A 25,846-nucleotide genomic window follows, 5' to 3' on the forward strand; every position below is an offset into this window, starting at 1 on the left:
GGCTTAGGACCGCACCAGCGAGCGCAGCGCCCGCACCGCCACCGACAGCGGCGCCAAGGTCGCGCGATCGAGTCCGGTGACCGCCGGCAACGCCTGTTCCGCACGTTCCAGCGCTGCTCCGGCGGTGGACTCCCACGCTGCGATCCGCGTCTGCGCGGTGTCCCCGGAGGTCGTGGAGGTCTGCACGGTGCGGGTCAGGTCCCGTAGGGTCGCGGTCAGGTCGTCCCGGAGCGCGGCCCGGGCCAGGGCGTCCCACCGGTCATCCAACCCGAGGGCAGCCACCTTGTTGAGCAGGTCGTCCGCCTCGAAACGCGCAGAGATCGCGAAGTACAAAGACGCCACGTCTTCCAGCGATTCCCCGCTCTCCGCAGCGATCTCCACCACGTCGAGCAGGGCGAGCGAAGGCAGCAGCGTGGCGGTCCGCTCGGCCAGGTCGGCCGGTACCCCGGACTCGGTCAGCTCGGCAGCCATCCGGTGGCACCGCTCGCCCTGTGCGCCCTGGAGCAGCCGGGGCAACTGCCCGACCAAGCGGCGCACCGACTCAGCGAAGGTGTCCACCTCTGCCGCCACGTCCACGGCGTCCGGGCGGCGCAGCACCAGCCAGCGCGAGCTGCGGTCGAGCAATCGCCGGAAGTCGATGTACATCCGCGTCTGGACGGCGGCGGGCACCTCGTGGTCGAGGCGCTCCACCTCGGCCACGTAGGACTCCAGGTCGAAGATCTCCCGGCAGGCCACGAACGCGCGCGCCACCTGTTCGCTCGTGGCTCCGGTCTCGTCGGTGGCGCGGAACGCGAACGTGATGCCGCCGCGGTTCACCATCGAGTTCACCACGTCGTTGACGATGATTTCCCGGCGCAGCGGATGCTCGGCAATCGCGTCCCCGTACTGCTCGCGCAGGGCGCTCGGGAAGTAGGCATCGAGAGTCCGGGAGAACCACGCGCCGTCGGGCAGGTCGGTCGTGGCCAGGTCCGCCTTCAGCGCCAGTTTCGCGTACGCGACCAGGACGGCGAACTCCGGCCTGGTCAGGCCCACGCCCGCGGCATCCCGCTCGGCGATCTGGTTATCGCTGGGCAGGAACTCCAGCGAGCGGTCCAGCTCACCTCGCTCCTCGAGCCAGTGAATCAGCCGCTGGTGCACGGTGAGCATCACATGCGCCTGGTCGCGGCTGTTGCCGAGCAGCACGTTCTGCACGTAGTTGTCCCGCAGCACCTGGGCGGCCACCTCGTCGGTCATCGAGGCGAGCAGCTCGTTGCGGGAGTCCAGGTCGAGCACGCCGTCCTTGACCAGGCCGGTGAGCAGGATCTTGATGTTCACCTCTCGGTCGGAGGTGCCCACCCCGGCGGAGTTGTCGATCGCGTCGGTGTTGATCCGGACGCCGTGCTGAGCCGCTTCGATCCGACCGAGCTGGCTGACGCCGAGGTTGCCGCCCTCGACCAACACCTGGCAGCGCAGCTCGGCACCGTCGACCCGGATGGCGTCGTTCGAGCGATCGCCGATCTCGGCATCGGACTCGGAGCTGGCCTTGACGTAGGTGCCGATCCCGCCGTTGTACAACAGGTCCACCGGGGCGAGCAGGCACCGATGGATCAGCTCGGCGGGGGTGAGCGAGGTGACGTCCTCGGCCAGGCCCAGGGACTCGCGCACCTGGGGGGTGATATCGATCGACTTCGCGGTGCGGGGGTAGACGCCGCCGCCCTCGCTGATCCAGGTGGAGTCGTAGTCCGCCCAGGTGGAGCGGGGCAGGTCGAAGAGCCGTTGCCGTTCGGCGTAGGAGGTGGCGGCGTCCGGGTCGGGATCGAGGAAGATGTGCCGGTGGTCGAACGCGGCCACCAGGCGGATGTGCTCCGAGAGCAGCATCCCGTTGCCGAACACGTCTCCGCTCATGTCGCCGATCCCGACGCAGGTGAAGTCCTCGGTCTGGGAGTTCCGGCCCATCTCGGCGAAGTGGCGCTTGGTGGACTCCCACGCGCCGCGGGCGGTGATGCCCATCTCCTTGTGGTCGTAGCCGGCGCTGCCGCCGGAGGCGAACGCGTCGTCCAGCCAGTAGCCGTACTCGCCGGCGATCCCGTTGGCCATGTCGCTGAACGTGGCGGTGCCCTTGTCGGCTGCGACCACCAGGTAGGGGTCGTCACCGTCGTGACGCACCACTCGCTCCGGTGGTTCCACTGCACCGGCGACGCGATCGTCGGTGATGTCGAGCATCCCGCGGATGAACAGCTGATAGGCGCCCTTGCCCTCGGCCAGCCACGCCTCCCGGTCCACCGCCGGGTCCGGGAGGCGCTTGGCCACGAACCCGCCCTTGGACCCGGTGGGCACGATCACGGCGTTCTTCACCATCTGCGCCTTCACCAGCCCGAGCACCTCGGTGCGGAAGTCCTCCCGCCGGTCGCTCCAGCGCAATCCACCCCGGGCCACGGGCCCGAACCGCAGGTGTACCCCCTCCACCCGCGGGGAGTACACCCAGATCTCTGCCATCGGCACCGGTGCGGGGATCCCGGGCACGTTGCGGCAGTCCAGCTTCAGGCTGATCTGCCGGCGATGCTCACCTGCGTCGGTCACGTAGTAGTTCGTGCGCAGGGTCGCCATGATCACGCCGGTGAACGTACGCACGATGCGGTCATGATCGAGGCTCGCCACCTGCTCCAGCGCGGCATCGATGTCTGCGACGATCTCCTGCTGGGTCGCCTCGCGGTCCTCCGGCGTGCCACTGCGGTCCGGGTCGAACCGGGCCTCGAACAGGGCTACCAGAGAGGCGGCGATGCTGGGGTTGGCGACCAGGGCGTCCTCGAGGTACTCCACACTGAACGTCGAACCGACCTGCCGGATGTATCGGGCGATGGTGCGCAGGACGGTGACCTGGCGCCAGGTCAGCCCCGCACGCAGTACCAAGGCGCCGAGGGAGTCGGACTCGGCCCGCCCGTCCCGGACGGCGAGGAACGCCTCCTCGAACCCGCGCGCGAGCTCGGCGCCTTCGGGCCAGCCCGGCAGGTCGCGGATCCGGAGACCGAAGTCGTAGACGTACCGAGTGGTGCCATTGTCATCGGCAACCCGGTACGGGCGCTCGTCCACCACGTCCACACCCAGGTCGGTGAACGCGGGCAGGATGTCGGTGAGCACGATCGGCTGGGCGCGGTACACCTTGATCCGCCGGTGCACCGGGGAGTCAGGTCCGGGCTCGTACAAGCGCACCCGGGTCTCGTCCCCGTCGAGCAGCACGAGCTGGGCGAGGTCGGCCACCGCGCCCGCCGCGTCGACGTCTTCCTTGTAGGCCTCCGGGAACCCGCGCACGAACGGGACGGCCCGATCTTCCCCGTCCTGCCCGTGCAGGGCATCGAGCAGGTCTTCCTCCCAGGTGCGGGTGGCGGCCATCAGCTGCGGCTGCAGCTGCCCCTCGCTCACATCAGGGATCGAGGTGCCCCGCGGCATCCGCACGATGGCGTGCAGCTGGGCGAGCGGGGAGTCGGTGACCCGCGCGGCGAACTCCACATGCTCGGCACCGAATGCCTGGCGCAGGATCGACTCGAGGCGCAGCCGCACCGTGGTGTTGTAGCGATCCCGGGGCAGGTACACCAGCACGGAGACGAATCGTCCGAACTCGTCCCGGCGCAGGAACAGTTTCGCCCGGCGCCGCTGCTCCAGGTGCATCACCTGCTCGGCCACCTCCCAGAGGTGGTCGGGCTCGCTCTGGAACAGCTCGTCCCGCGGATAGGCCTCGAGGATCTGCAGCAGATCCTTGCCGGAGTGGCTGTGCGCGGAGAACCCGCTGAGCTCCAGCACGGCGCGCACCTTCTCGGCCACGATCGGTAGCCGCAGCACTGACTCGGCGTAGGCGGCGGACGTGAACATCCCGAGGATGCGCCGTTCCCCGGTGACGTTCCCGTCCGGGTCGAAGGTGCGGATCCCGATGTAGTCCAGGTAGACCGGGCGGTGCACGGTCGCGCGGGAGTTGGCCTTGGTGATGGTGAGCAACCGGGGGGTGCGGGCGCTGATGCGCGCTTCGGGCCGGAGCCGGGAGTAGATGCCGGGGCCTTCGGGAGCGTCGTGCAGGATCCCCAGTCCGGTGCCCTCGATCGGGCTCAACGCGTCTTCGCCGTCGCGCTCGATGAGCTGATACTCGCGATAGCCGAGGAAGGTGAAATGGTCCCGCGCCAGCCAGGTGAGGAAGTTCTCTGTGGGTTCCACCTCGGCCGGGTCCACCGTGGGAGGTGCACCCGCCTGCATCTCGCGGGCGATCTCCTCGCACCGCAGCCGCATCGCGGCCCAGTCGCTGACGGCGTTGCGCACGTCGGTGAGCACGCCCTCCAGGCGTTCGGTCAGCTCAGCACGTCGCTGCTCGGACATCCGCTCGACGGCGAACAGCATCCAGGACTCGACCGTGCCGGCCGTGGTGGGTGGCCGTTCCTCACGCACCTGGGTGAGAGTTCCGCCGTCGTCGCGTCGAACCGCGATCGTGGGGTGCACCACGAGGTCCACGAGGTGCCCGCCGGCCGAGAGCGCCGCGGTGACCGAGTCCACCAGGAACGGCATGTCGTCCGTGCACACCTGGACGATCGTGTGCGAAGACGACCAGGCCGTGCCCGACTCTTCCGGAGCGCCTACCCGTACCAGGGTCTCCTTCGGGCGGCGGCGTTCGGCGAGCGCGCGCATCGCGCGGACCATTCCGACAGCCTCCTCCGGGAGCCGCTCGGCCAGGTCCTCGGTGGCCACGTGCTCCAGGAGCCGCTCGGCCAGCCAGGCATGCTCCTCACCCGCGGCATCGACGACCTCGGTCATCACCTGGTCGCGGTCCGGAAGCTGGTCGGAAGGCTTCATGGAGTCCATACCTCATCATCACAGGGCGGCACGTCGCTGTACCAGCGCAGTGTATCCATGGCCCGTGCGCGGCAGGGCATGGGCCGAGAGAACGCGATGGCGGACCGAGCAACCTGTCGGTCACGTGACCTGTACCAGGAGGCACGGTCGAGGTTTGTGGCGGGGTGGTAGGCGGAGTACTCTCCGATCGTTGCATGCAGTGCCTTCGGGGGAGGGCGCGGTGCCGGGGCGGAACCTCCGCCCTTCCGATCCCCCGAAAGGAACGATGTCATGACGCGCATTCGATGCGCGCGTGCGATGATGCTGGGTCTCGTCGCTGCATCTTCGCTCGTGCTCTCACTAGCCGCGCCAGCGATGGCGCTCACCGCCCTCGGTACCATCCGCATCACCGTTGAGGGGAGCGATCCGTCCGTCCCACTGGATGGCTGGGAGTACGCCGTCAGCAGCGAGAACTGCGCCGTGCCCGAGGGTGCCGTCGCTGTCAGTGACGAGACCGGCGTCGCCTCATTCCTCGACCTGGCTGTCTATGCCGCCGAGGCCGAGCAGACCGAATGTTCCTACGTCGTCGTGCAGAGCGCGCGGGAGGGCTACGAACAGGTCACCGCCCAGGCTGAGCTCGAGGGTCTCACAGCGGGAACGCCCGAGACCGAGCCCGCCACGGGTGTGGCGCTGACCGAGGCCGTCGGGGAGTTCGTGAACCCCACCCGGAATCCCGAGCCGAACGGCAGCACGCTGGCGATCTCCTGCCTCGAGGGTGCAGGCACCGCCGAGATTCGTGCCGGCAGGAATCCGCTGACCCGCGAGTGCGACCTGCCGAGCGAGCGCAAGAGCGGCCTCCGGTTCGCTGCCGTGCTCACCCCCGACGGCGAGCAGTTGCCGCCGGGCGAGGTGGTGCTGGCTGAGCTCGCACACCTCAACCAGACCATCCAGCGCGGTCTGCACAACGCTGACCTCGCGCTGTCGTTGACGTTCACCGACCTGGCCACCGGCGAGACGCCGGTGGTGGACGCCACGTACACGGTGCGGATCGACGAAACCGAGGACTTGGTGTTCTCGGCCAGCTCTTGTGAGTACCAGGGGAGCGACGTCCCCAACCGGGCGTTCGCCTGTGCGGACCGCGTCACCCTGACGCAGCCCGACGAGGCTGTGGTGGGTCTCGGAACGGCGAGAGTGGACGTGCGCCTCTCCTTCGGTGCGATGGGGGCCGACGGCACCTGCGGTGCGCCCACGAACGAGGTGTTCACGGCGGAGCGGGCCGACACGGCGTTCTGTCTGCTCGCCGTCGTCGAACCGGTCGCGCAGGTGGAGCCGACCGTTGTCACCGTAGTGAACCGGTCGCTCGATCCTGCTCCGACTGAGGAACCGAGAACGGATGTGTCCGATCCGACCGAGAGTCCGACGTCGACCGACGACCCGGCACGTTCGCCGATGCCGGCGGAGACGGCGACGGGAGAACCGACGCACGAGCTGATCCAGACGACGACGTCGGGGCGGACGACCGATCCATCAGAAGGTGCGACCAGTGAACTGGCCCGCACCGGCTCGTCCGACGCAGTCGGCCTGGCGCTCGGTGCGTTGTCTGCCCTGGGCGGCGGTGCGGCAGTGCTCGCTGCGACCCGTCGACGGACGCTGCGATGATCGCAGGTCGTCAAGGTTGCCATCGCGCCCGGATCTCCTCGTGGCGACTCACGGGATGACGTCTGGCAGGTCGGTAGCCCCGGTCGGCTGTGGTGCGACCGTGCTGCTGACGGCCGCCGGAACTTCACCCTGCTCTCACCCAGGCCTCACCCGTCGGGACGACCGGATCGACGGTATCGTCGAGGATAGTGCGGTCGATGAGTGGCGCGTTGGCGCCCTCTCGGGGGAGAGGAATCGGCCGGCTAGGGCACGAAGGGACCATATGAGTAGGGCACCGAGCACGATGAGCTCGTCACCGTTCAATCGCGTGCCCGGATTCCGGCGATGGCGCAGGCAGGCGGGTGTGTTCCCTGCCGCGTTGCCTGCCTTGAGCGGTCTCGGCGCACTGCTGCTGGTGGGCGTCCGACGACACCGCGTCGCGGAGAAGTAGCGCTCCGCTGATGGTCTTTTGCAAGAGGGCACGAGTGTGGAGAACTGCAGGACGCGGACGGGTTGAGGCACGGATGCCCCAGTTCCGCTTCGAGGAGAGACGAGGTATGCCGTGAGTGGCAGCGAATTGGTAGTCGCAGCGCGCACAGGTTCGCCGATGACCAGGCGGTCAGGTGCGCGGGCGCGGGCGTGGGGGGAGCGGCTTCGCCGTGCTGTCGCAGGTGCGGGTGTCGGGATCCTCGTGGGCGCTGGACTCGGAGCAGTCGGCGTGGTGGCCATGCCGACACCAGCAGCCGCGGCACCCGTGTCATGCCCGGTGTACCCGGTCGACGATTCGGCATGGACGCTCGGCAACGGAGCTCCCGTCCCTTCCGCTGTGAGCGTCCAGAGTTGGTACCGGGCGGGTTCAAGCCCGTTCACGTACTTCGACGACCAACCTGATCCCGGCACCAATACTGTGGTGCAGAGCGTCTCTGGCGTGACTCCAGGGAGCACACTCAGCTTTGACATCAACTGGAGTCATGGAATCCCGGGACCTGGCGATGTGCTCGAGGTGAGCTTCCGGTACGACGAGGTGACCTACGCGGCAGTGGCCAGCTCGTACAGCGGAACTATGTCGACCGTCACGGTCCTGAACGGCGCAACGATCACCCCGACCTCTGGAGCCGCCGCGGCTACATGGGCCTCATATGAGGTGACCCTCCCGGACTCCATTCCGGCGAGTGGGGAGCTGGAGTTCTCGGTGGCGGCCGTCACCGACAATGTTCCGCAAGGTGACGATTTTCGCGTCCGGAATGTGATGCTGGAGAGCGAAGGCGCCTGCGCGATCGGGCTGGAGAAGTCCGCCGAGGTGGTGGACGCCAATGATGACGGCGTGGTTGGCAATGCGGGTGACGAGATCGCGTACACCTACGTCTCGACCAACACCGGGTCGTCCTCGTTGTTCGACGTGACTGTCTCGGAGGACGCAGCAGCCTTTACCGGCAACGGGGAACTGCCCACGCCGGTGCATGCCTCGGGCGGTTCTGATCTTGATGGCGAGGCCGACGGCTTGGACCTCTCCCCGGAGGAGTCGGCGACGTGGACGGCCACGTACACGATCGTGCCGGCCGACATCGACCAGGGGCAGATCGAGAATCAGGCGATCACGTCTGGCGATACGTCAGCGGGAGACCCCGTGACTGACACCTCGGACGATCCGGCTGATCCGACCGACGTCGACCCGAACGACGACGGCGATCCGGACGATCCCACAGTGGTACCCCTCGCGCCGCCTCCGGCGATCTCGCTCGAGAAGTCGGGCGACGTGTCCGACTCCAATCGCGACGGTGTAGGAGGCAGCGCCGGTGACGAGATCGTCTACACCTACGTGGCGACCAACACGGGGCCGGTGACCGTCTACGACGTCACGGTGTCCGAGGACGAGGCGTCGTTCACCGGTTCGGGGCCGCTGCCGGTCCCGGCGTACTCCGCGGGCGGGACCGACATCGACGGTGAAGCGGATGACATGGATCTCGCCCCGGGCGAGTCGGTCACCTGGACTGCGACGTACATCGTGACCGAGGCCGACGTGGATTCGCTGCAAGCGACGATCACCAATCAGGCGACCGCTGTCGGCACCGATGCAGGCGATGTTCCGGTGTCGGACACCTCGGACGATCCGCAGGACACGACCGACATGACCGAGGGATGCGCGGCTGGCGCCGATGCGTGTGACCCGACGAAGGTCGAGATCGGTCACCCGTCGGGTGAGCTCAGCCTGGAGAAATCCGGGGTGCTGGTCGACGCCAATGGTGACGGGGTGGTGGGGAATGCAGGCGATCAGATCGCCTACACGCACCTGGTCACGAACACCGGTGTGGAGACGGTCTACGACGTGTGGGTCGGAGAGATCGTGGACACCTTCACCGGGAACGGCGCGCGAACACCGACCATGCGTTATGACAGTGGTGGCAGTGACTTGGACGGCCATCGTGACGATCCCGATCTGGACCCCGGAGACACGTTGACCTGGACGGGCCTCTACACGCTCGTGCAGGCCGATGTGGACCAGGGTCAGGTGTTGAATCAGTCCTTGGTTGAGGGCGTCGACCTCAACAGCCAGCTCGTTTATGACACCTCGGACGATCCGACAGATCCCACCGACGTCACGGAGGGGTGCACGTGGGGCGCGGATGCCTGCGACCCGACAGTGACGCCGCTGGGCCTCGATGCCTCGATCAGCCTGGAGAAGACGTCCGAGGTGGTCGATACCAACGATGACGGCACCACGGGTAGCGCTGGGGACGTGATCACCTACACCTACGTGACCACCAACACCGGTGCGGTCACGGTCTACGACGTGACCGTGACGGAGCAGGACGCGATGTTCACCGGCACAGGTGACCTGCCCGCTCCCGCGTACCTCGAGGGCGGCACGGACACCGACGGTGAGGGTGACGACATGGACCTCGCCCCGGGCGAGACTGTCACCTGGTCGGCGACCTACACGGTCACTGAGGGCGACGTGGCGAATGGATCGATCGAGAACCAGGCCCTGACCGAGGGGACCGACCCGAACGGTGACCCGGTGGAGGACATCTCGGACGACCCGGATGACCCCACTGACACCGACGCCAACGGTGACGGCGAGCCGGACGACCCGACCGTCCTCGAGTTGCCCGAATCGCCGGTGCTGTCGGCCCCGCCTGTCGTGCCGAGCCTGCCCGACACTGGTAGCGCAGGTGTCTTCGCCATCATCGGCGTCGCGGTACTCGCCGTGCTCGGTGGCGTGGTCCTCCTGGTGGTCCGCCGACGGAGCTGACCGCAGCCGACGGCCGGCCCTGCGTCCACGGTGCGGGGCCGGCCCCTCGGTCGTCCTAGAGCTCCAGCTGGTCCCAGGCGGTAAACGGCGGCCGGTCGCGTAGCGCGACGTTCGCGGTCACCTCGGCCGCCGTCTGCATCCCGAGCACCACGGAGGCCACCTCGGGTCGGCGCAGCGGGTGCTCGACCGCCAGCTGCGGCAGCGTCGCCCCGTGCGCCGCGGCTGTCTGAGCCATCGCGCGCGCCCGTTCCAGCACCTGAGGGTCGGCCGGGAAGTAGTCGAACGTGGCGTCGGTCGGCACCGTCTCTCTGGCGAGGATCCCAGAGTTGAACACGCCGGCGAGCACCACCCGGCGGTCACCGGCCGCAGCGGCCACCCGGTCGAACCCGTCGTTGCGGAGCAGCGTGTAGCGGCCCGCCAGCATCACCGTGTCGATGTCGTACCGCTCCAGCGCCACCGCGGCGGTCGCGGCGTCGTTGGTGCCCACTCCGACTGCGCGCACCACGCCGGCCTCCCGCAGTTCGAGCAGTGCCCGGACGCCCTGGTCCAGGGCATCGGGCACATCGCTGACGTCGGGATCGTGCACCAATGCGATATCCACGTGATCCATGCCGAGACGCACCAGCGAGCTGTCGAGGCTGCGCCGCACACTGTCCCGGTCGTACCCCCACTCGCGGGTGAGGTCGCCGGGAACGTCGAACATCTCATCGTCCACGGCTGCTGTGGGAAGCCGCGGCACCAGCAGCCGACCCACCTTCGTCGAGAGCACATACTCGTCCCGCGGACGCCCCGCCAAGCCGGTACCGAGGCGCCGTTCGGACAACCCCAGCCCATAGTGCGGGGCCGTGTCGAAATACCTGATACCGCCGTCCCAGGCTGCGTCCACGGTCGCCTGGGCGGCCTCGTCGTCGATCGCCTGATACAGGTTGCCGAGCCCGGCGGCGCCGAACCCGATCTCGGTGAGGTCCAGGGACCCCGACTGGGCCCGGATCTCACGTGTGTGCATCGCGGGCCACCTCCCCCAGGCCGTACACGCGCGTGGCGTTGCCACCCATGACGGCGGCCCGTTCCGTCGGGGAGAGCCCGGCCAGTAGGTTTTGCGCTGCTCGGGCCCACTGCGGGGCGTCGCCCCGCAACCGCACCACTGGCCAGTCCGTCCCGAACAGCAGGCGGTCCGGTCCGAATACCTCGAGTGCGAGGTCCACGGCGGGGCGCAGCCCGTCGGCGTCGCACGCGTGCGGATCCAGCGGGCCCAGGCCGGACACCTTGGCGACCACGTGGTCGTGCTGTGCCAGCTCGGTCAGGTCACGCTCCCAGTCCGCCCATCGGTCAGTGCCGAACGGCGGGTTCCCGAGGTGATCCAGCACCAGCGTGGTGGAATGCGTCTCGGCAAGACGAACGGCCTGGGCGAGCTGCTCGGGTCGCAGCACCAGGTCCAGGGCGAGCCCCTGCGCACCGAGTGCGTCGATGCCCGCTGCCCGCTCGGGCCGGACCAACGCCTCGTCGTCAGGGTCCTGGTGCGCCAGGTGCCGGACGCCGACCAGGCCTGCGCCCCGCCCGCCGAGCGAGTCGACGGCCGCCGTCACATCGCCGGTCAGGTCCACCCACCCGACGACGCCGCGTACCCAGCGACCGTCCACGGCGCTCAGGAACTCCCGGGTCTCGGCCTCCTCGTGGGCGGTCTGCACCAGCACGACCCCGCTGATGCCCAGACTGTCGTGCATCGCGCGCAGTTCGGTCAGCGTGAAGTCGGCGTCGATGGCAGCCATCGTGGCCGGGTCGATCCATGACTGCGGGGTGCGGGCACGCTCCCACACGTGCGCATGAGCATCGATCACGTCGGCGCTCATCGCGGCCGCAACCGGAGCTCGTGCATGCCACCGTCCACCGCCAGGCTGACGCCCACCGTGGAGGTGCTGGCCGGGCTGGCGAGGTAGGCGACGGCACCCGCGACCTCGGTCGGGTCGACCAGCCGCTCGTGCGGCTGGCGGGCCTCCAGGGCGGCCCGCTCGGCCCCCGGATCGTCGGCTGCGTCCAGCAGCCGGCCGATCCACGGGGTATCCACGGTGCCCGGGCTCACGCAGTTCACCCGGATGCCCTCCCGCACGTGGTCGGCGGCCATCGCCCGAGTGAGGGCGAGCACCGCCCCCTTCGACGCGGTGTACAGCGCGCGCTGTGGCAGACCGGCGGTCGCGGCGATCGAGCTGACGTTCACGATCGCTGCATGCTCCGAGGCGCGCAGGTGGGGCAGGCAGGCGCGGCTCGCCCGGGCCATCCCGACGACGTTCACGTCCAGCACCCGCGCCCACTCGGCGTCGTCGTTGTCGGCCACGGTGCCCTGGGCGCCGATCCCGGCGTTGTTCACCAGGATGTCGATCTGCCCGTAGGCGGCCACCACCTGCTCCACCGCGGCACGCACACCCTCGGAATCGGTGACGTCCGCACGCAGCCCGCGCACGTCGTCGGGAAGCCCCGGGACCGGGGCCGGCTCGCCGGCGGGAAGATCACGGTCCAGGACCACCACGTGCGCGCCGTCGTCGTGCAGACGGGTGGCGATCGCGGCACCGATCCCGGACGCACCGCCGGTGACCACGGCGACCAGGCCGTCGAAGGTGCTCATCAGGCAGCTCCCATCACGGTGCGCTGACGCCCGAGGCCCTCGATCTCCACCTCGACGACGTCCCCCTCGCTCAGGTAAGGGAACCGGCCGGAGAGCGCCACGCCCTCGGGGTGCCGGTGAGGATCACGTCACCCGGGTCCAGTGCCAGGTACTGGCTGAGGTGCCACACGATGTGGTCCACGCCGAAGATCATGTCCGAGGTGCTGGAGTCCTGCCGCGGCTCACCGTTCACCCAGCTGCGCAGGGTGAGGTTCGTCGGGTCCACCTCATCGGCGGTCACCAGCCAGGGGCCGAGCGGGGAGAAGTCGGGGGCACACTTGCCCTTGCTCCACTGCCCACCGGACTCGGCGAGCTGGAAGTCCCGCTCGGAGAGGTCGTCGGCGGTGACGAAGCCGGCGATGTGTGCGCGGGCCTGCTCGGGGGAGTCGAGGTAGAGGGCTCGGGTGCCGATCACGATGCCCAGTTCCACCTCCCAGTCGGTCTTGGTGGCCCGCCGGGGGATTGCCACGGGGTCATTCGGGCCGGTGAGCGTGTTCGCGGCCTTGAAGAACAGGATCGGCACCTCGGGTGGTGCGGAGCCGGACTCAGCCGCGTGCGCGGCGTAGTTCTGCCCGATGCACAGGATGGACCCGGCGGCGGCGATCGGCGAGCCGGTCCGGTGGTCGTCGGCGTTTTCCAGCACGGGCAGGTCCCCTGCCTGGGCTGCGGTGCGGATCTTCTCCAGCGAGTCCGGGCTCAGGTGGTTCCCGGTGAGGTCAGGTACCACCGAGCGCAGGTCGTACGCCGTGGCGTCGTCGAGCAGAACGGGCACCTCGTGGCCGGGGTCTCCCAGGCGGGCGAGCTTCATCGATCCTCCAGTGTGGCGGTGCGGGCAGTTGACCCGCGAAACATCCGATGTCTAGGCTCACCACAGTATCCACGGGAGGTTGCCATGAGCAAGGTCGTCGCCATCGACGTCACCGACATCCGTTTCCCCACGTCCGCCGACCTCGACGGGTCGGATGCGATGAACCCCGACCCGGATTACTCGGCGGCCTACCTCCGGGTGGACACCGATGCTCAGGACGAGCACGCAGGATTCGGGTTCGTGTTCACCATCGGGCGCGGCAATGATGTGCAGGCCGCTGCGGTGCGCAGCCTGGCCGAACAGCTCGTCGGGCGGGAGGTCGAGCCGATGCTCGCTGACCTTGGCGGCATGTGGCGGGAACTGGTCTACGACTCCCAGTGGCGCTGGCTCGGCCCGGAGAAGGGCGTCTCGCACATGGCGGTCGGCGCCGTGGTGAACGCCCTGTGGGACCTACGCGCCAAGCGCGAAGGAGTGCCGCTGTGGCAGCTGCTCGCCCGGCTCAGCCCGGCCGAGATCGTGGACCTCGTGGACTTCCGCTACCTGACCGACGCGCTCACCAGGGACGAGGCACTGGAACTGCTCACCGCCGCCGAACCCGGGCGCGCCGAGCGTGAGGCGACCCTGTTCGCTGAGGGCTACCCCGCGTACACGACCACCCCCGGCTGGCTCGGTTACTCGGACGAGAAGCTCGCCCGCCTGTGCAAGGAGGCGGTGGCGGACGGGTACCACCAGATCAAGCTGAAGGTCGGTGCTGACCTCGAGGATGACAAGCGGCGTCTACGGATCGCACGGGACGCCGTCGGGCCGGACGTGAAGATCGCCATCGACGCGAACCAGCGCTGGGACACCGCCGAGGCGATCGAATGGGTGAACGCCCTGGCCGAGTTCGACCTCGCCTGGATCGAGGAGCCCACCAACCCCGACGACGTACTCGCCCATGCCGCGATTGCGCGCGGGGTGGACCCGGTGCCGGTGGCCACCGGGGAGCACGCCGCCAACCGGGTGATGTTCAAGCAGCTTCTGCAGGCCGGCGGTGCCCAGGTGGTGCAGATCGACGCCACCCGCGTGGCCGGGGTGAACGAGAACCTCGCGATCCTGCTGCTCGCCGCCAAGTTCGGGGTGCGTGTATGCCCGCACGCCGGTGGGGTGGGCCTGTGCGAGGTCGTGCAGCACCTGTCGATGTTCGACGCCGTGGCGCTCTCGGGCACCACCGAGGATCGGATGATCGAGTACGTGGATCACCTGCACGAGCACTTCCTCGAGCCGGTGGTGATCGAGAACGCGCGCTATCGGGCCCCGCAGCGGCCCGGCAGTGGCGCGGAGATGCATGCCGCATCCGTCCAGGAGTTCACGTGGACTCCCGCGGGCTGACCCGCCGAGAGGTGGGATGATTCGGTGGCCGTGACCGATACCGCGATCGAGACGATCAAGCAGATGATCGTCTCCGGTGAGCTGCGGCCCGGCCAACGGCTTCCTCCGGAGAAGGAGCTCAGCGAACGGCTCGGCCTCTCCCGGAACTCCCTGCGCGAGGCGGTCAAGTCTCTGGACCTCATCCGGGTGCTGGACGTGCGGCGCGGCGATGGAACCTATGTGACCTCGCTTGAGCCGGGCCTGCTGCTCGAGGCGATGAGCTTCGTGGTGGATCTGCATCAGGACGACTCCGTGCTGGAGATCTTCGAGGTACGCCGGCTGCTCGAACCGCACGCCGCCGCGCGGGCCGCGACGCGCATCACGGCGGAAGAGCTGGATGCACTCGCCGCTGAGCTGGACGCACTCCCTGCCGAGCCCACGGTGGAGGAGCTGGTGGACCACGACGTGCGCTTCCACGCCGCGATCACAGCGGCCGGCGGCAACACCTACCTGGCGAGCCTGCTCGACTCGCTCACCAGTGCCACGGTGCGGGCGCGGGTCTGGCGCGGGATCACTCAGGACGGCGTGACCGACCGCACGCTCGCCGAGCACCGAGGCATTCTGGAGGCATTGCGCCGGCGTGACACCGAGATGGCGCGCGCGGCGCTGACCGTGCACATCGGGGGAGTGGAGGCGTGGTTGCGGCGGGCCGCCGAGGGGGAGGGGCCCGTCGAGCTGCGGTGACCGGCGATGGCGCCGTGAGCGTGCTCGGTTCTAGTGCCGCATTGTGGTGACTTGTGGGCCCGGCGAGGGGTTATCCACAGCCCCGGGTGTGAGGCCTGCGGGATGGGGTGTTCGGTTCTACGGTGCTCGGATGGCGAGCAGAGCTGAGCGGTCGAGCCCGCATGATGGGTTGTTCCGTGCTGTGGTGGAGGTGCCTGCGAACGCGGCGTCGGTGCTGGCGTCGGTGTTGCCTGCCGAGGTTGCGGGCGGGTTGGACCAGGACGGGTTGCGGCTGGAGCCTGGCAGTTTCGTCGATGAGGAGATGCGCCAGCGGCATACGGACCTGTTGTTCAGCACCCGGCTGAACGTGAGCCGACGCTGGTGTATGTGCTCGTGGAGCATCAGTCCAGTCCTGACCCGTTGATGGCGTTGCGGGTCCTGGACTACGTCACCCGGATCTGGTGGCGTCACCTGGACGCTCGAGTGGGGTCGGGCACCGGCGCTACCCGGCGCCGAGGCGGGACGGGATCGTCGGTGCGGTTGCCGATCGTGCTGCCGGTTGTGGTGTATCAGGGCCGGCGCCGCTGGAATGTGCCCACGAGCCTGGCTGGGTTGTACGGGCCTGTCGGCGAATGGGAACTGGGTGCGTTGTTGCCGCGGCATGAGTTCGTGCTGCATGACCTGACGGGGGTGAGTGTGGAGGAGTTGCTGGCGGCGCCGTTGACGCCGGCGGCGCGGTTGGCGTTGGCGATGCTGAGGTTTGCGCCGCGTCAGGAGCACCTGGCGCAGGTGCTGGAAGAGTTCACCCCGGATGTGCTGGATCTGGTGCGAACCCGGGCGGATCGGATGTTCGCGACTATCATGGAGTACGCCTACCAGGTCAGCGACACAGAACCGGAAGAGTTGCAGACGTTCTTCCACCAGCTTGGACCAGATGCACAGGAGGCCTACATGTCCACCACACTCGAACGAGGCGTCGCACAGGGCGTCGCCAAGGGGCGCGCCGAAGGGGCTGCTCACATGCTGACCCGGCTGCTGGTGCAGCGGTTCGGTCCACCCACCCCTGAGCAGACTGAGCGGATCCAGGCTGCGACTCCTGAGGAACTTGACGCCTGGGTCGACCGACTGCCCGGCGCTGCGAGCATCGACGACGTCCTCCGCTGACCTGCCTGTGGGCGTCCGGACGGACGTCAGCCACCCAGGGGCACGTCACTCTGCGTGATGGCGCCGCCGGAGCAGGAGCCGGGTAGCGGGTCAGGGCGGACCCGGGTGCTCCTCCTCCAACGGCACCACGATCGGGGTGCCGGTCACCGGGTCAGGAACGGTCGTGCACGGCACCCCGAACACGGCCTCGACCATCGCCGGGGTGACCACGTCCCGCGGCGGGCCGGCGGCGACCACCTCCCCGTCGCGCATGGCCACGACGTGGTCGGCGTACCGGCACGCCTCGTCCAGGTCGTGCAGCACCATCGCCACGGTCACTCGGCGCTCGGCGTTCAGCCGCCGCAGCAGCCGGAGAATCTCCAGCCGATGTGCCAGGTCCAGGTAGGTCGTCGGCTCGTCGAGCAGCAGCACGGGGGTCCGCTGGGCCAGCACCATCGCGACCCAGGCCCGCTGTTGCTGCCCGCCGGAGAGCTCGTCCACCGGGCGATCAGCGAGCTCGGTGGTGCCGGTGTCGCGCAGCGCGTCGTCGACGGCTCGCTGATCCTCGGGTGACCAGCGTGCGAAGGCGCCGCGGTGCGGGTAGCGGCCCCGCTGCACCAGGTCGCGCACGGTCAGCTGCTCCGGCACCACGTTGCTCTGCGGCAGCAGGCCGAGCATGCGGGCCACAGTCTTGGTCGGCATCCGGTGCACTGGCCGGCCGTCGAGCACCACGGCACCTGCCTGGGGGGTGAGCACGCGCGCCATCGCCCGCAGCAGCGTCGACTTCCCGCACCCGTTCGGACCGACGATGGCCGTGACAGCGCCGGTCGGGATGGTCAGGTCGACGCCGTCGAGGACGGGCACGTGGGCATAGCCGACCCGCAGTCCCTCGACCCGGACCTGAGTTCCGGCAGGGGTCCGTGCCGCGGTCTGCGCGGTCGGATTCAGGTCGATGGGAGTGCGGTCCATGGTCTCGTTCGTCATCGTCGTCCTGTCTGATGGAGCAGCCAGAGGAGGTAAGGAGCACCCAGCGCGGCGGTGATGATGCCGGCCGGGATCGCGGTGGTGCCGAGGATCGTCCTGCCGATCAGGTCCGCGGCCACCAGGAGCAGGCCGCCGACTCCCGCAGAGGTGGTGAGCATGGCAGCCGAGGTGGGGCCAACCAAGCGTCGCGCGATGTGTGGTGCGCCGAGTGCGACGAAGCCGATCGGTCCGGCCACGGCAACGGCCACACCGGCCAGCAGGGCAGCGACCACGAGCAGCAGGGTCCGGGTGGTCCGGGTCGGGACCCCCATCGCCACCGACATCTCGTCGCCGAGCTCCAGGGCGCCGAGGCGGCGGAGCAGCAGGTAGGCGAGGGGGAGCGTCAGGGCGGCGCCGAGCAGCACGATCACTACATGGGTGGTGCTGCGGGCGTGCAGGCTCCCGGCCATCCACACCTCCGCCGCCCCCAGCCGGTCGGCAGGGATGCGCGCGATCACGAGCGTGACCGCGGCGCTGACGATGGCGTGCAGTCCGATCCCGACCAGGACCAGGCGGACCGTGGAGGTCCCGGTGTGCCGGGACAGGGCGGCGAGGAGTGCGGTGGCACCGAGGGCGCCGATGCCGGCGCTCACCGGGAGCAGGGACGGGCTCACCCCGGCGCCGATGGTGAGCACGGTGGCCAGGGTCGCCCCGCCGGTGACTCCGACGATGTCCGGGGAGGCGAGCGGGTTGCGCATCAAGCCCTGCAGCAGCGCACCCGAGGCACCGAGGCACCCGCCGGCGGCGATGGCCACGAGCACCCGGGGCAGGCGCAGCACCTGGACCGCGAACACGTCGCCGGACTCCCCGACGCCGAGGGCGGCCAGCAGCGCCTGCAGCGGAGGGATGTCGCTGGAGCCGATCGTGAGCGAGACGGTGGCGAGAGTGCCCAGCACCGCGATGAGTACGATCAGCACCAGCATGCGCACGTGGGAGCGTCGCCGCGCCGGGCGAACCTGCGTCGTCGCGGTCATCGGGCGATCCTTGCCCGCGTCGCGACCCAGACCAGCACGGGTGCGCCGATCAGCGCCGTCAGTACCCCGGCCTGCACCTCGGTCGGGCGCGCGATCACCCGGCCGACGATGTCGGCGGCGAGCAGCACCACTGGCCCCATGAGCGCCGAGGTGAGCAGCACCTCCAGATGACGGCCGCCGACGAGGAACCGCGCCAGGTGCGGGACCATCAGTCCGAGGAAGGCGATCGGCCCGGCCACGGCCACCGCGATGGCCGCGAGCGCGACGGCGACCACGCTGGTGAGCGTACGTACGCGCGCCGGGCGTTGTCCGAGCCCGACGGCCGCTTCATCGCCGAGGGCCAGCGCATCGAGCGGCCGGGCCAGGGCGACGGCCGCGACGAGGCACACGGCCACGGCCGGCAGCAGTGGCGGTACATCGGCCGCGTCTCGTCCGGCGAGCGAACCGGCCAGCCAGTGCCGCACCTGGTCCGAGTGGCTCTCGTTGAGCGCCAGGATCCCGCGGGTCCACGCCGAGAGCAGCAGGGAGATGACCGCACCGGAGAGGGCGAGGCGCAGCGGGGACATCCCGTCGCGCCCGCTGCTGGCCAGGGCGAGTGCGAGCCCGGCCGCACCCGCGCCGCCGGCGAACGCTGCCCAGACGGCAAAGCCGGAGGGCATGCCGAGCACCGCCACTGTGAGCACGACCGCGAACCCCGCACCCGAGGTGATACCCAGCAGGGTGGGGGAGGCGAGCGGGTTCCGCGTCGCGCCTTGCAGCAGCACACCGGAGACGGCGAGGCACACGCCCGCCACGATCCCGCTCGCCGTGCGGGGAAGGCGGGAGTCCTGCACGATCAGGTGCGCGTCCAGCTCCCGCGCCCCGGCCAGGGCGTCCAGGACTTCTTGGAGCGGGAGCGGCACCGAGCCGATCGCCGCGCTCGCGACCAGGACGCTTCCCAGTGCGACCAGCAGCGCCACCGGGACGCCGATACGGCGCAGCAGGCCCGGTCCTGACCGGGCCCGCTGCGCCGTCGGCGTGGCGGTGAGAGGGGTCACTCGCCGTCCAGGAAGTGATCCTCGAGGTCGTCCAGCATCGCATTGGCGGAGCCGATCCCGCCGCCGAGGTTCCAGTGGCTCTCGTCCACCACGACGACGTTGCCCGCCTGGACCGCCGAAAGGTTCTGCCACAGGTCGGTGCTGGTCCACCGTTCGATCTGCTCGTCGACGGTCTGGCTGCCCTGCTGGGCGTAGTGCTCACTGGAGACCATCTGGAAGATCACGTCACCGTCCATCTCCGGGATCCGCTCCTCGGAGATCTCGATGAGCTGGTCGGAGGACGCCCAGTCCTCGACCTGCTGCGCCTCGGGCCGCTGCAGGCCGGCGTCGCGCAGCACCGAGCCGGGGAACCCCGTGAGGTAGATGCGCACCTGGTCCGGCATGAACCGGATCATGGAGACCTCGGTGTCGGCCTCGTCGCGCTCGGCGAGCGCGGAGCCGAGCGCAGCCGCCCGCTCCTCGTACTCGGTGACGATCTGCTCACCCTCCTCCTCGAGACAGAGTGCCTCGGACCAGAGCGAGACGTTCTCCTTCCACGTCACGCCGATCGTCTCGGAGAAGACGGTGGGAGCGATCTGGGAGAGCTGGTCGTAGAGCGCCTCGTGGCGCAGCTTCGAACCCAGGATGACGTCCGGCTCGAGGGCCGCGATCGCTTCCAGGTCGGGCTCGAGCTCGGTGCCGAGCACCTCGGCCTCGTTCACCTCGTCCGGGAGGTAGGAGTACCAGTCGTCCGTCCACGGGCTCACCACGCCGACGGGGGTGACGCCGAGAGCGAGGACACTGTCGGTCTGGCCCTGCCCGAGCGTGACGACGCGCTGCGGTGTGCACTCCACGTCGGTGCTTCCCATCGCGTGCTCGACGGTGACGGCGGAGGTGTTCTCGTCCGAGCCGCCGCCCTCGCCGGACGAGGTGGCGGCCGTGCCGCACGCGGAGAGCAGCAGGGTCAGGAGCGCGGCGGGCGCGAGGGCTGAGCGGGTCCGGGGCATGGTGGGGTGCGACTCCATCGATGTCGGTGTGCGCCGGCGAGGCGACGAACCGTGGGGCAAATTTTCGAAAGAGTAGCGCGATGTAAATCATTTCGCAAAGACAGCGTTCCGTATATTGGTCCCGCGGTCGGCACGAACGACTTCCGCACCGCCCGCGGTCGGCCTGGTGGCCGGGTGGCGCCACTGCCGTGGTGCTACTGCTCCACCACGCGGATGCCGGCCACGTCCACGGCACGCACCCGACTGCCGGTGCCGTCGAGGTCGACTAGCACGCGGTCCCCGTCGGGGCCGACCCGCTCCTCGAGCCCGAGCAGGGCAGCCGGACGGTGCGTGGCCATCCCGACCAGCTCGTCCTCGGGGAAGGGAAGGTGCGTGCGCGCCCAGTCCAGGCAGGCGCGCAACGAGCGGCCGGACCCCGCGAGCAGTGGGGTTCCTGCCAGGGTCAACCGGCCGTCCTCGGCGACGGTGACCGCACCGCCCACCGGTGTGCGGTACTCGCCCGGCTCGGCGCCGGCGAGGGAGGCCGAGTCGGAGGTGAAGATGCAGCGGTCAACGGTCGCTCGCAGGAACACGGTGAGCACGTCGGCAGGTAGATGATGCCCGTCCGGGATCACCATCGCCGTCAGCCGGTCCTCGGCGAGCTGTGCCCACAGATGGTTCGGGTGGCGTGGCAGCTGGGGGTAGGTCCCGTTGCCGAGGTGGGTGGCGAGGCTGGCGCCCGCTTCCGCCGCCTCGCGCACCCGGTCCGGGCTCGGTGCGCAGTGCCCGAGCGAGACCCGCACGCCCCGTGCGGCGGCGCCGCGGATGTACTCCAGTGCGCCATCCCGTTCCGGGGCGAGGGTAACGATGCGCACCAGCCCGTCCCCGGCCTCCTGCCACCGGTCCAGCTCGGCCAGGTCGGGGTCACGCAGGTGGCGCCCGTCGTGTGCGCCCCGAGGGCCGTCGTCGGGGTTCAGTGCAGGCCCCTCGATGTGTACGCCCGGGATCGAATGCGCCACGAGCGGATCCCGACGGCGTGCCTCGCCGATCGCACGGAGCGTTGCGAGGATCTGCGCTTCGGGCGCCGTGACGAGGGTCGGCAGGTAGGTGGTGGTCCCTTCGGCCCACAGTCGCCGGGTCAGCGCGATGACCAGGTCGGCGTCGACCTCAGGGGCGTTCAGATCGAGACCGCCATAGCCGTTCACCTGCAGATCGACCAGGCCGGGCCAGGTCACGTGTCTGGGGTTTCCTGGCTCCTGCGTGGTCATGGCGTCGATGATGCCGCAGGCAATCCGTCGGGGTGCGTATCGAGCTCGCTCGCCGCGTCGCGATCGAGGAACCAGCGGGCGCCGGGGTGCTCTTGCAAGCGGCTCGCCGGGCAAGCCGGCTCCACCGGACCGGTCAGTGCCCGGGCCACCGCAGGTGCCTTCTGGCTGCCGACGACCGTGCACACCATCGTGGCGGCGGAGGCGAGGGCCGGCACCGTCAGCGTGAGCGCCCGCGAGGGTACCTCCGAGACGTCGGCGAACAGCCCGTCGTCGACCTGCTGCTGCCGGGATACCAGGTCCAGCGTGACCTCCCGCACCCAGCCGGGGTCCGCGAAGTCCGCGATCTCCGGCTCGTTAAAGGCGATGTGCCCGTTGACGCCCACGCCGAGACACGTCACGTCGACCGGTGCTCGGGTAAGCAAGGCGCTGTACCGGGCGATCTCGGCCGCGCTGTCGTGGGCATCGGCGCGGATGCGTTCAAAACCGGGGAGAGCGGTGAGCGGGAGGCGGTCGGCGAGCCACTGGCCGAAGGCCTGCGGCCGGTCCATGGCCAGGTCGAGGTACTCGTCCATGTGGAAGGAGGAGACCTTCGACCAGTCGATGCGTTCGTCTCTCGAGAGCTCGGCCAGCATCGCCTCCTGGGACGGGGCGCTGGCGAAGACCACGCGTGCCGATCCGTGATCCTGGATAGCCCCGATGATCGCTGCGGCGGCGTGCTGGGCCGCTGCGCGAGCGGTCTCCTCCACGGTGGCCCCCATGATGACCCGTGGCTCCAGCTCGTCGGTGACGGGCATGTCATTCCTTTCGCTTGCAAGCGGTTGCACTACTCTAGTGTGGCGTTGTTCTACGGTCAATCGGTTCCGGTGGCGCGGTGGTGCCGTCCTGGCGAGGTCGACGGGCTAGGCCAGCCAGCGGTCAAGGTTCTCCGCGATGAACTCGTCGTCGCGCAGATGGGGGTAGGCCGCCCAGATGCGGTCGATCTCCTCGGCTTGCCCGGGGGAGAGGCCCTCGCTCTCGTCGAGGAAGACCAGATTCTCCAGCAGGCCCTGCCGGCGCAGGATCTCGTGGATACCCGGGATACAGCCGGCGAAACTGTTCGCGGCATCGAAGATCACCCCGTTGGCATCGGTGAGCGCGGGGTTGATCCGCAGCAGGGTCGCCAGCGCCTCGCCGTCCCCCTGCTTGGCGCGGCCGGCGAGCGCCAGTGTGTCGACGGCGCCGCCCACCCACACTGCCCATTGCCCGAGCAGCCCGCCGACGATCTCCATCTGCCTGGTCTCGCCGCTGGTGGTCTGAGCCGGGAACGAGGTGAGCAGATCCATCACGATGTGATCGTCGTTCCCCGTGTACAGGGCCACCTCATCGGCGCGGTCGGACCGGGCAACACCTTGGATCACATCGAGCGTGGCGTAGCGGTCGAACGGGGCGATCTTGATGCCCACGACGTTCGGCAGCGCGGCCAGTCGCTCCCAGAAGGAGCGGGCGAGCCGCGTGCCCCCGACGGCGGGCTGGAGGTAGAAGCCGATCACCGGCAGCACGGCAGCGACCGCCGCGGCGCGCTCGATCAGATCGTCCTCGCTCGCGTCACCGACGCCGTAGGGCGAGAGCAGCACGAGGTCGTAGCCGAGGGACGCGGCGAGCTCGGCCTCGCGCACCGCCTGCCGAATCGGGCCGGTGATGCCGGCCACGAGCAGGGGGTTCTCGGCCGGGTACTCCCGGGCGACGTCGGCCGTGAGCGTGAGGACGGGTTCGAGCAGGTGTTGATGCGAATCGTGGATGGCGAACTGCGTCGAGTGCACGGCCACCGCGAGTCCGAGCGCCCCGGACTCGATCTGGTAGCGACCCAGCGCTCGCTGTCGGCGCTCATCGAGTCTGCGGTCGCTCGTCAGCGCGAGCGGGTGGGCGGGGATGACGCCACCGGCCCGGAAACGGGCGACGGCGGGCGAGGCGTCGAGTGCTGTCGCGGTGGTCATCAGAACTTCCCGTCTCGTTGCTGGAACTTGGTGGGCTTGCCGAGCGTCTCGCCACCGGAGGCGACCCAGTCGGCGGTGGCCGTGATGAGCTGATCGAGCGTGAGCGCCGGGTAGCCGAACAAGCCGTGGCACCGGGCGGCATTGGCGAGCAGTGCGGTGGGTGCCGCCTCGCCGGTGAACTCGACCTCGCGTCCCATCCGTTCGGCGAGCTGACTCGCCACCTGGCGGATCGAGATCGTCTCCGGTCCGGTGAGGTTGAGCACGAACGGGGGCACATCTGCGTGCAGCAACGAGCGCAGCACCACCTCGTTGGCGTAGCCCTGCCACACCACGTTCGCGAATCCGGTGGTCACGTCGACCGGCCGGCCGGCCATGATCTCGCGGGCGATGTCCACCAGTACCCCGTAGCGCATCTCGACGGCGTAGTTCAGCCTGATCAGGGAGGTGGGGGTGTGCGTGGTGCCGGCCAGGTGGGTGAGCACGCGCTCCCGGCCCAGGCAGGACATCGCATAGTCTCCGACCGGACCGAGCGAGTCGCCTTCGCGGGAGCCGCCGCCGGCCACCGGCACGAGCGGATAGACATTCCCCGTGGACAGGGCTGCGATCCGGGAACCGGCGTAGCGCTGCGCCACGCGTCCGGGCAGGTAGGCGTTCGTGGCCCACGTGGCGGCCTCAGCTCCGGTGCTGCCGAACTTGGCGCCCACGAGGAAGACGACGTTCGCCGCATCGGGGAGGTCGTCGAGCGCGCGGTCGTCGCTGAGGTCGGCGGACACGATCCGCGCACCCGTTCGCTCGATCGTCTCTCGAGACGACGCGCTGCCGTAGCGGGAGACCGCGTAGACCGTCGCACCGGTTCCTGCGCGCTCGATCGCGCGCACGGCCAGTGAGACCAGGCTGGGGCCGAGCTTGCCGCCCGCGCCGAGGACGACCAGGTCGCCGTCGAGGGCGCGCATGTCACGAATGAGCCCGTCGCTGGGCACCGCGAGGGCCTCCTCGAGCTCGTGCAGAGTCTTCATCACAGGTTCCAGTTCGTTGGGAGCGAGTGCCGCACTGTGCCGCTGCGGTGGTCGCGGCTGCGCCCGGCATCGGGACGCTGGCGACCGCTGCGCGGCCATGGCGGACACGGTACGGATCCGTGCCCAAAAATGCAACCGATTGCAGCATCGATATGAGAACCTGGGTGAACCAGACGATTGGAGGACGTTGTGGGCGAGTCCGTGCGTGTAGGTGTCGTCGGAGCGGGAGCGAACACCCGGCGCCACCACCTGCCCAAGCTGCAGGCCATCGACGGTGTCGAGGTGGTCGCCGTCGCCAACCGGAGCCGGGCATCGGGGAGCCGGGTGGCTGAGGAGTTCGGGATTCCCGTGGTCCATGACCACTGGCAGGATCTCGTCGGCCATGCTGACGTGGACGCCGTCGTGATCGGGACCTGGCCGAACATGCATGAGCCGGTCACCGTGGCTGCACTGCGGGCGGGGCACCATGTGCTGTGCGAGGCGCGGATGGCGCGCGACTTGGCCGAGGCTCGCCGGATGCTCGCCACGGCGCGCACGCACCCGAAGCAGACGGCGCAGCTCGTGCCGGCGCCGTTCACGCTGCCCTATGACGATGCTATTTCCCGCCTGATCGGCGAGGGAGCGATCGGGGAACTGGTCGGCGTGGACGTGACGATGCGGACCGGGTACGCGGACCGCCAGGCACCTCGCAGCTGGCGTCAGGACGTCGACATCAGTGGCCTCAACGTGATGACGCTGGGAATCTGGTACGAGCAGGTGATGCGCTGGGTCGGGGAGGCGACGCGCGTCTCAGCGCTCGCGCGCACGGTCGTCCCGGTGCGACCGGATGGTGCTGGTGGGACTGTCGCCGTCGACGTGCCGGACCACGTCGATCTCATCGGGGAATTGGCCGGGGGTGGTCAGTTGCGGATGACGATCAGTCAGGTGAGCCGGTCGGCCGGGAACGGCGTGCACATGCTCGGAACCGACGGCACGCTGACCTTCGCTGACGGGGAGCTGACGATTCAGCGGCGGGACGCCGAACCGGAGGCGGTTCCGCCCGACGCCGCGGCCGGATGGCGGGTCGAAGAGGAGTTCGTGGCAGCGATCCGCGGCACCGAGCAGGTGCGCCGGACGACCTTCGAGGATGGCGTGCGCTATATGCGATTCACCGAAGCGGTGCATCGGAGCACGCGTGAGCACCGGCAGGTCTCGTTGAGTGAGCTGTGACGAGACTGTGGTGACA

Annotated in this window: 19 protein-coding genes and 1 pseudogene; 7 read left to right on the forward strand and 13 right to left on the reverse strand. The window is 69.6% G+C overall.

Annotated features, from left to right (window positions below; genetic code table 11):
- Positions 1-3: 3 nt before the first annotated feature.
- Positions 4-4,821 (reverse strand): NAD-glutamate dehydrogenase, encoded by a 4,818-nt coding sequence (locus BLU77_RS16120; RefSeq protein ID WP_245708906.1) that lies wholly within the window; start codon positions 4,819-4,821, stop codon positions 4-6.
- 261 nt (positions 4,822-5,082) lie between these two features.
- On the opposite strand from BLU77_RS16120, the gene BLU77_RS16125 reads away from it, so the two are divergent.
- Positions 5,083-6,450: a hypothetical protein gene (locus tag BLU77_RS16125; RefSeq protein ID WP_139177803.1), complete on the forward strand. Its 1,368-nt coding sequence runs from the start codon at positions 5,083-5,085 to the stop codon at positions 6,448-6,450.
- Between the two features lie 586 nt (positions 6,451-7,036).
- Positions 7,037-9,682, forward strand: coding sequence for a DUF7507 domain-containing protein (locus BLU77_RS16130; protein WP_139177804.1), 2,646 nt, complete (start codon positions 7,037-7,039; stop codon positions 9,680-9,682).
- 55 nt (positions 9,683-9,737) lie between these two features.
- Here BLU77_RS16130 and BLU77_RS16135 read toward each other — a convergent pair whose 3' ends face one another.
- The 4 genes and pseudogenes from BLU77_RS16135 to BLU77_RS16150 all read right to left on the reverse strand — a co-directional run bounded on the left by BLU77_RS16135 (position 9,738) and on the right by BLU77_RS16150 (position 13,149).
- Positions 9,738-10,688, reverse strand: coding sequence for an aldo/keto reductase (locus BLU77_RS16135; RefSeq protein ID WP_089774076.1), 951 nt, complete (start codon positions 10,686-10,688; stop codon positions 9,738-9,740).
- On the reverse strand, positions 10,675-11,532 hold the full coding sequence (locus BLU77_RS16140) for an amidohydrolase family protein (RefSeq protein WP_089774077.1): 858 nt from the start codon (positions 11,530-11,532) through the stop codon (positions 10,675-10,677). The genes BLU77_RS16135 and BLU77_RS16140 overlap by 14 nt, the downstream gene beginning before the upstream one ends.
- Positions 11,529-12,302 (reverse strand): SDR family NAD(P)-dependent oxidoreductase, encoded by a 774-nt coding sequence (locus BLU77_RS16145; protein WP_089774078.1) that lies wholly within the window; start codon positions 12,300-12,302, stop codon positions 11,529-11,531. The genes BLU77_RS16140 and BLU77_RS16145 overlap by 4 nt, the downstream gene beginning before the upstream one ends.
- A pseudogene (locus BLU77_RS16150) lies at positions 12,302-13,149 on the reverse strand (fumarylacetoacetate hydrolase family protein). Before BLU77_RS16150 ends, BLU77_RS16145 begins: the two are co-directional and overlap by 1 nt.
- Before the next feature lie 84 nt (positions 13,150-13,233).
- On the opposite strand from BLU77_RS16150, the gene BLU77_RS16155 reads away from it, so the two are divergent.
- From BLU77_RS16155 to BLU77_RS16170, 4 genes are all read left to right on the forward strand, one after another.
- A complete protein-coding gene (locus BLU77_RS16155; RefSeq protein ID WP_089774079.1) occupies positions 13,234-14,520 on the forward strand; it encodes an enolase C-terminal domain-like protein in 1,287 nt (428 codons plus the stop codon).
- Between the two features lie 24 nt (positions 14,521-14,544).
- Complete coding sequence (locus tag BLU77_RS16160; RefSeq protein WP_089774080.1) at positions 14,545-15,243, forward strand: FadR/GntR family transcriptional regulator; 699 nt, start codon at positions 14,545-14,547, stop codon at positions 15,241-15,243.
- A 130-nt stretch (positions 15,244-15,373) separates the two neighbouring features.
- Complete coding sequence (locus tag BLU77_RS22960; RefSeq protein ID WP_089774081.1) at positions 15,374-15,646, forward strand: Rpn family recombination-promoting nuclease/putative transposase; 273 nt, start codon at positions 15,374-15,376, stop codon at positions 15,644-15,646.
- Positions 15,610-16,386 (forward strand): Rpn family recombination-promoting nuclease/putative transposase, encoded by a 777-nt coding sequence (locus BLU77_RS16170; protein WP_175477158.1) that lies wholly within the window; start codon positions 15,610-15,612, stop codon positions 16,384-16,386. Before BLU77_RS22960 ends, BLU77_RS16170 begins: the two co-directional genes overlap by 37 nt.
- Before the next feature lie 90 nt (positions 16,387-16,476).
- On the opposite strand, the gene BLU77_RS16175 is transcribed toward BLU77_RS16170, so the two are convergent.
- From BLU77_RS16175 to BLU77_RS16210, 8 genes are all read right to left on the reverse strand, one after another.
- Complete coding sequence (locus BLU77_RS16175; RefSeq protein ID WP_245708907.1) at positions 16,477-17,349, reverse strand: ABC transporter ATP-binding protein; 873 nt, start codon at positions 17,347-17,349, stop codon at positions 16,477-16,479.
- Entirely contained in the window at positions 17,346-18,362 is a 1,017-nt protein-coding gene (locus BLU77_RS16180) for a FecCD family ABC transporter permease (protein WP_089774083.1), read from the reverse strand. Before BLU77_RS16180 ends, BLU77_RS16175 begins: the two co-directional genes overlap by 4 nt.
- Positions 18,359-19,399, reverse strand: coding sequence for a FecCD family ABC transporter permease (locus tag BLU77_RS16185; protein WP_175477159.1), 1,041 nt, complete (start codon positions 19,397-19,399; stop codon positions 18,359-18,361). The genes BLU77_RS16180 and BLU77_RS16185 overlap by 4 nt, the downstream gene beginning before the upstream one ends.
- Positions 19,396-20,385, reverse strand: a complete 990-nt coding sequence (locus tag BLU77_RS16190; protein ID WP_175477160.1) for an ABC transporter substrate-binding protein — start codon at positions 20,383-20,385, stop codon at positions 19,396-19,398. Before BLU77_RS16190 ends, BLU77_RS16185 begins: the two co-directional genes overlap by 4 nt.
- 194 nt (positions 20,386-20,579) lie before the next feature.
- Entirely contained in the window at positions 20,580-21,632 is a 1,053-nt protein-coding gene (locus BLU77_RS16195) for an N-acetylglucosamine-6-phosphate deacetylase (protein WP_089774086.1), read from the reverse strand.
- Positions 21,629-22,426, reverse strand: coding sequence for a 6-phosphogluconolactonase (locus tag BLU77_RS16200; protein ID WP_089774087.1), 798 nt, complete (start codon positions 22,424-22,426; stop codon positions 21,629-21,631). The genes BLU77_RS16195 and BLU77_RS16200 overlap by 4 nt, the downstream gene beginning before the upstream one ends.
- 105 nt (positions 22,427-22,531) lie before the next feature.
- Entirely contained in the window at positions 22,532-23,605 is a 1,074-nt protein-coding gene (locus tag BLU77_RS16205) for a dihydrodipicolinate synthase family protein (protein WP_089774088.1), read from the reverse strand.
- Positions 23,605-24,621, reverse strand: a complete 1,017-nt coding sequence (locus BLU77_RS16210) for an NAD-dependent epimerase/dehydratase family protein (protein WP_089774089.1) — start codon at positions 24,619-24,621, stop codon at positions 23,605-23,607. Before BLU77_RS16210 ends, BLU77_RS16205 begins: the two co-directional genes overlap by 1 nt.
- A gap of 201 nt (positions 24,622-24,822) precedes the next feature.
- Here BLU77_RS16210 and BLU77_RS16215 point away from each other — a divergent pair, with 201 nt between their 5' ends.
- Positions 24,823-25,830 (forward strand): Gfo/Idh/MocA family protein, encoded by a 1,008-nt coding sequence (locus BLU77_RS16215; RefSeq protein ID WP_217632480.1) that lies wholly within the window; start codon positions 24,823-24,825, stop codon positions 25,828-25,830.
- Positions 25,831-25,846 lie beyond the last annotated feature (16 nt).

Origin of the sequence: Ruania alba (assembly GCF_900105765.1) — a bacterium.
Lineage (GTDB): Bacteria > Actinomycetota > Actinomycetes > Actinomycetales > Beutenbergiaceae > Ruania > Ruania alba.

Excerpts from the sequence above, each read along its gene's own strand:
- BLU77_RS16120 (WP_245708906.1), bottom strand. The coding sequence starts at position 4,821 with ATGGACTCCATGAAGCCTTCCGACCAGCTTCCGGACCGCGACCAGGTG.
- BLU77_RS16125 (WP_139177803.1), top strand. The coding sequence starts at position 5,083 with ATGACGCGCATTCGATGCGCGCGTGCGATGATGCTGGGTCTCGTCGCT.
- BLU77_RS16130 (WP_139177804.1), top strand. The coding sequence starts at position 7,037 with ATGACCAGGCGGTCAGGTGCGCGGGCGCGGGCGTGGGGGGAGCGGCTT.
- BLU77_RS16135 (WP_089774076.1), bottom strand. The coding sequence starts at position 10,688 with ATGCACACACGTGAGATCCGGGCCCAGTCGGGGTCCCTGGACCTCACC.
- BLU77_RS16140 (WP_089774077.1), bottom strand. The coding sequence starts at position 11,532 with ATGAGCGCCGACGTGATCGATGCTCATGCGCACGTGTGGGAGCGTGCC.
- BLU77_RS16145 (WP_089774078.1), bottom strand. The coding sequence starts at position 12,302 with ATGAGCACCTTCGACGGCCTGGTCGCCGTGGTCACCGGCGGTGCGTCC.
- BLU77_RS16155 (WP_089774079.1), top strand. The coding sequence starts at position 13,234 with ATGAGCAAGGTCGTCGCCATCGACGTCACCGACATCCGTTTCCCCACG.
- BLU77_RS22960 (WP_089774081.1), top strand. The coding sequence starts at position 15,374 with ATGGCGAGCAGAGCTGAGCGGTCGAGCCCGCATGATGGGTTGTTCCGT.
- BLU77_RS16175 (WP_245708907.1), bottom strand. The coding sequence starts at position 17,349 with ATGACGAACGAGACCATGGACCGCACTCCCATCGACCTGAATCCGACC.
- BLU77_RS16180 (WP_089774083.1), bottom strand. The coding sequence starts at position 18,362 with ATGACCGCGACGACGCAGGTTCGCCCGGCGCGGCGACGCTCCCACGTG.
- BLU77_RS16190 (WP_175477160.1), bottom strand. The coding sequence starts at position 20,385 with ATGCCCCGGACCCGCTCAGCCCTCGCGCCCGCCGCGCTCCTGACCCTG.
- BLU77_RS16195 (WP_089774086.1), bottom strand. The coding sequence starts at position 21,632 with ATGACCACGCAGGAGCCAGGAAACCCCAGACACGTGACCTGGCCCGGC.
- BLU77_RS16200 (WP_089774087.1), bottom strand. The coding sequence starts at position 22,426 with ATGCCCGTCACCGACGAGCTGGAGCCACGGGTCATCATGGGGGCCACC.
- BLU77_RS16205 (WP_089774088.1), bottom strand. The coding sequence starts at position 23,605 with ATGACCACCGCGACAGCACTCGACGCCTCGCCCGCCGTCGCCCGTTTC.
- BLU77_RS16210 (WP_089774089.1), bottom strand. The coding sequence starts at position 24,621 with ATGAAGACTCTGCACGAGCTCGAGGAGGCCCTCGCGGTGCCCAGCGAC.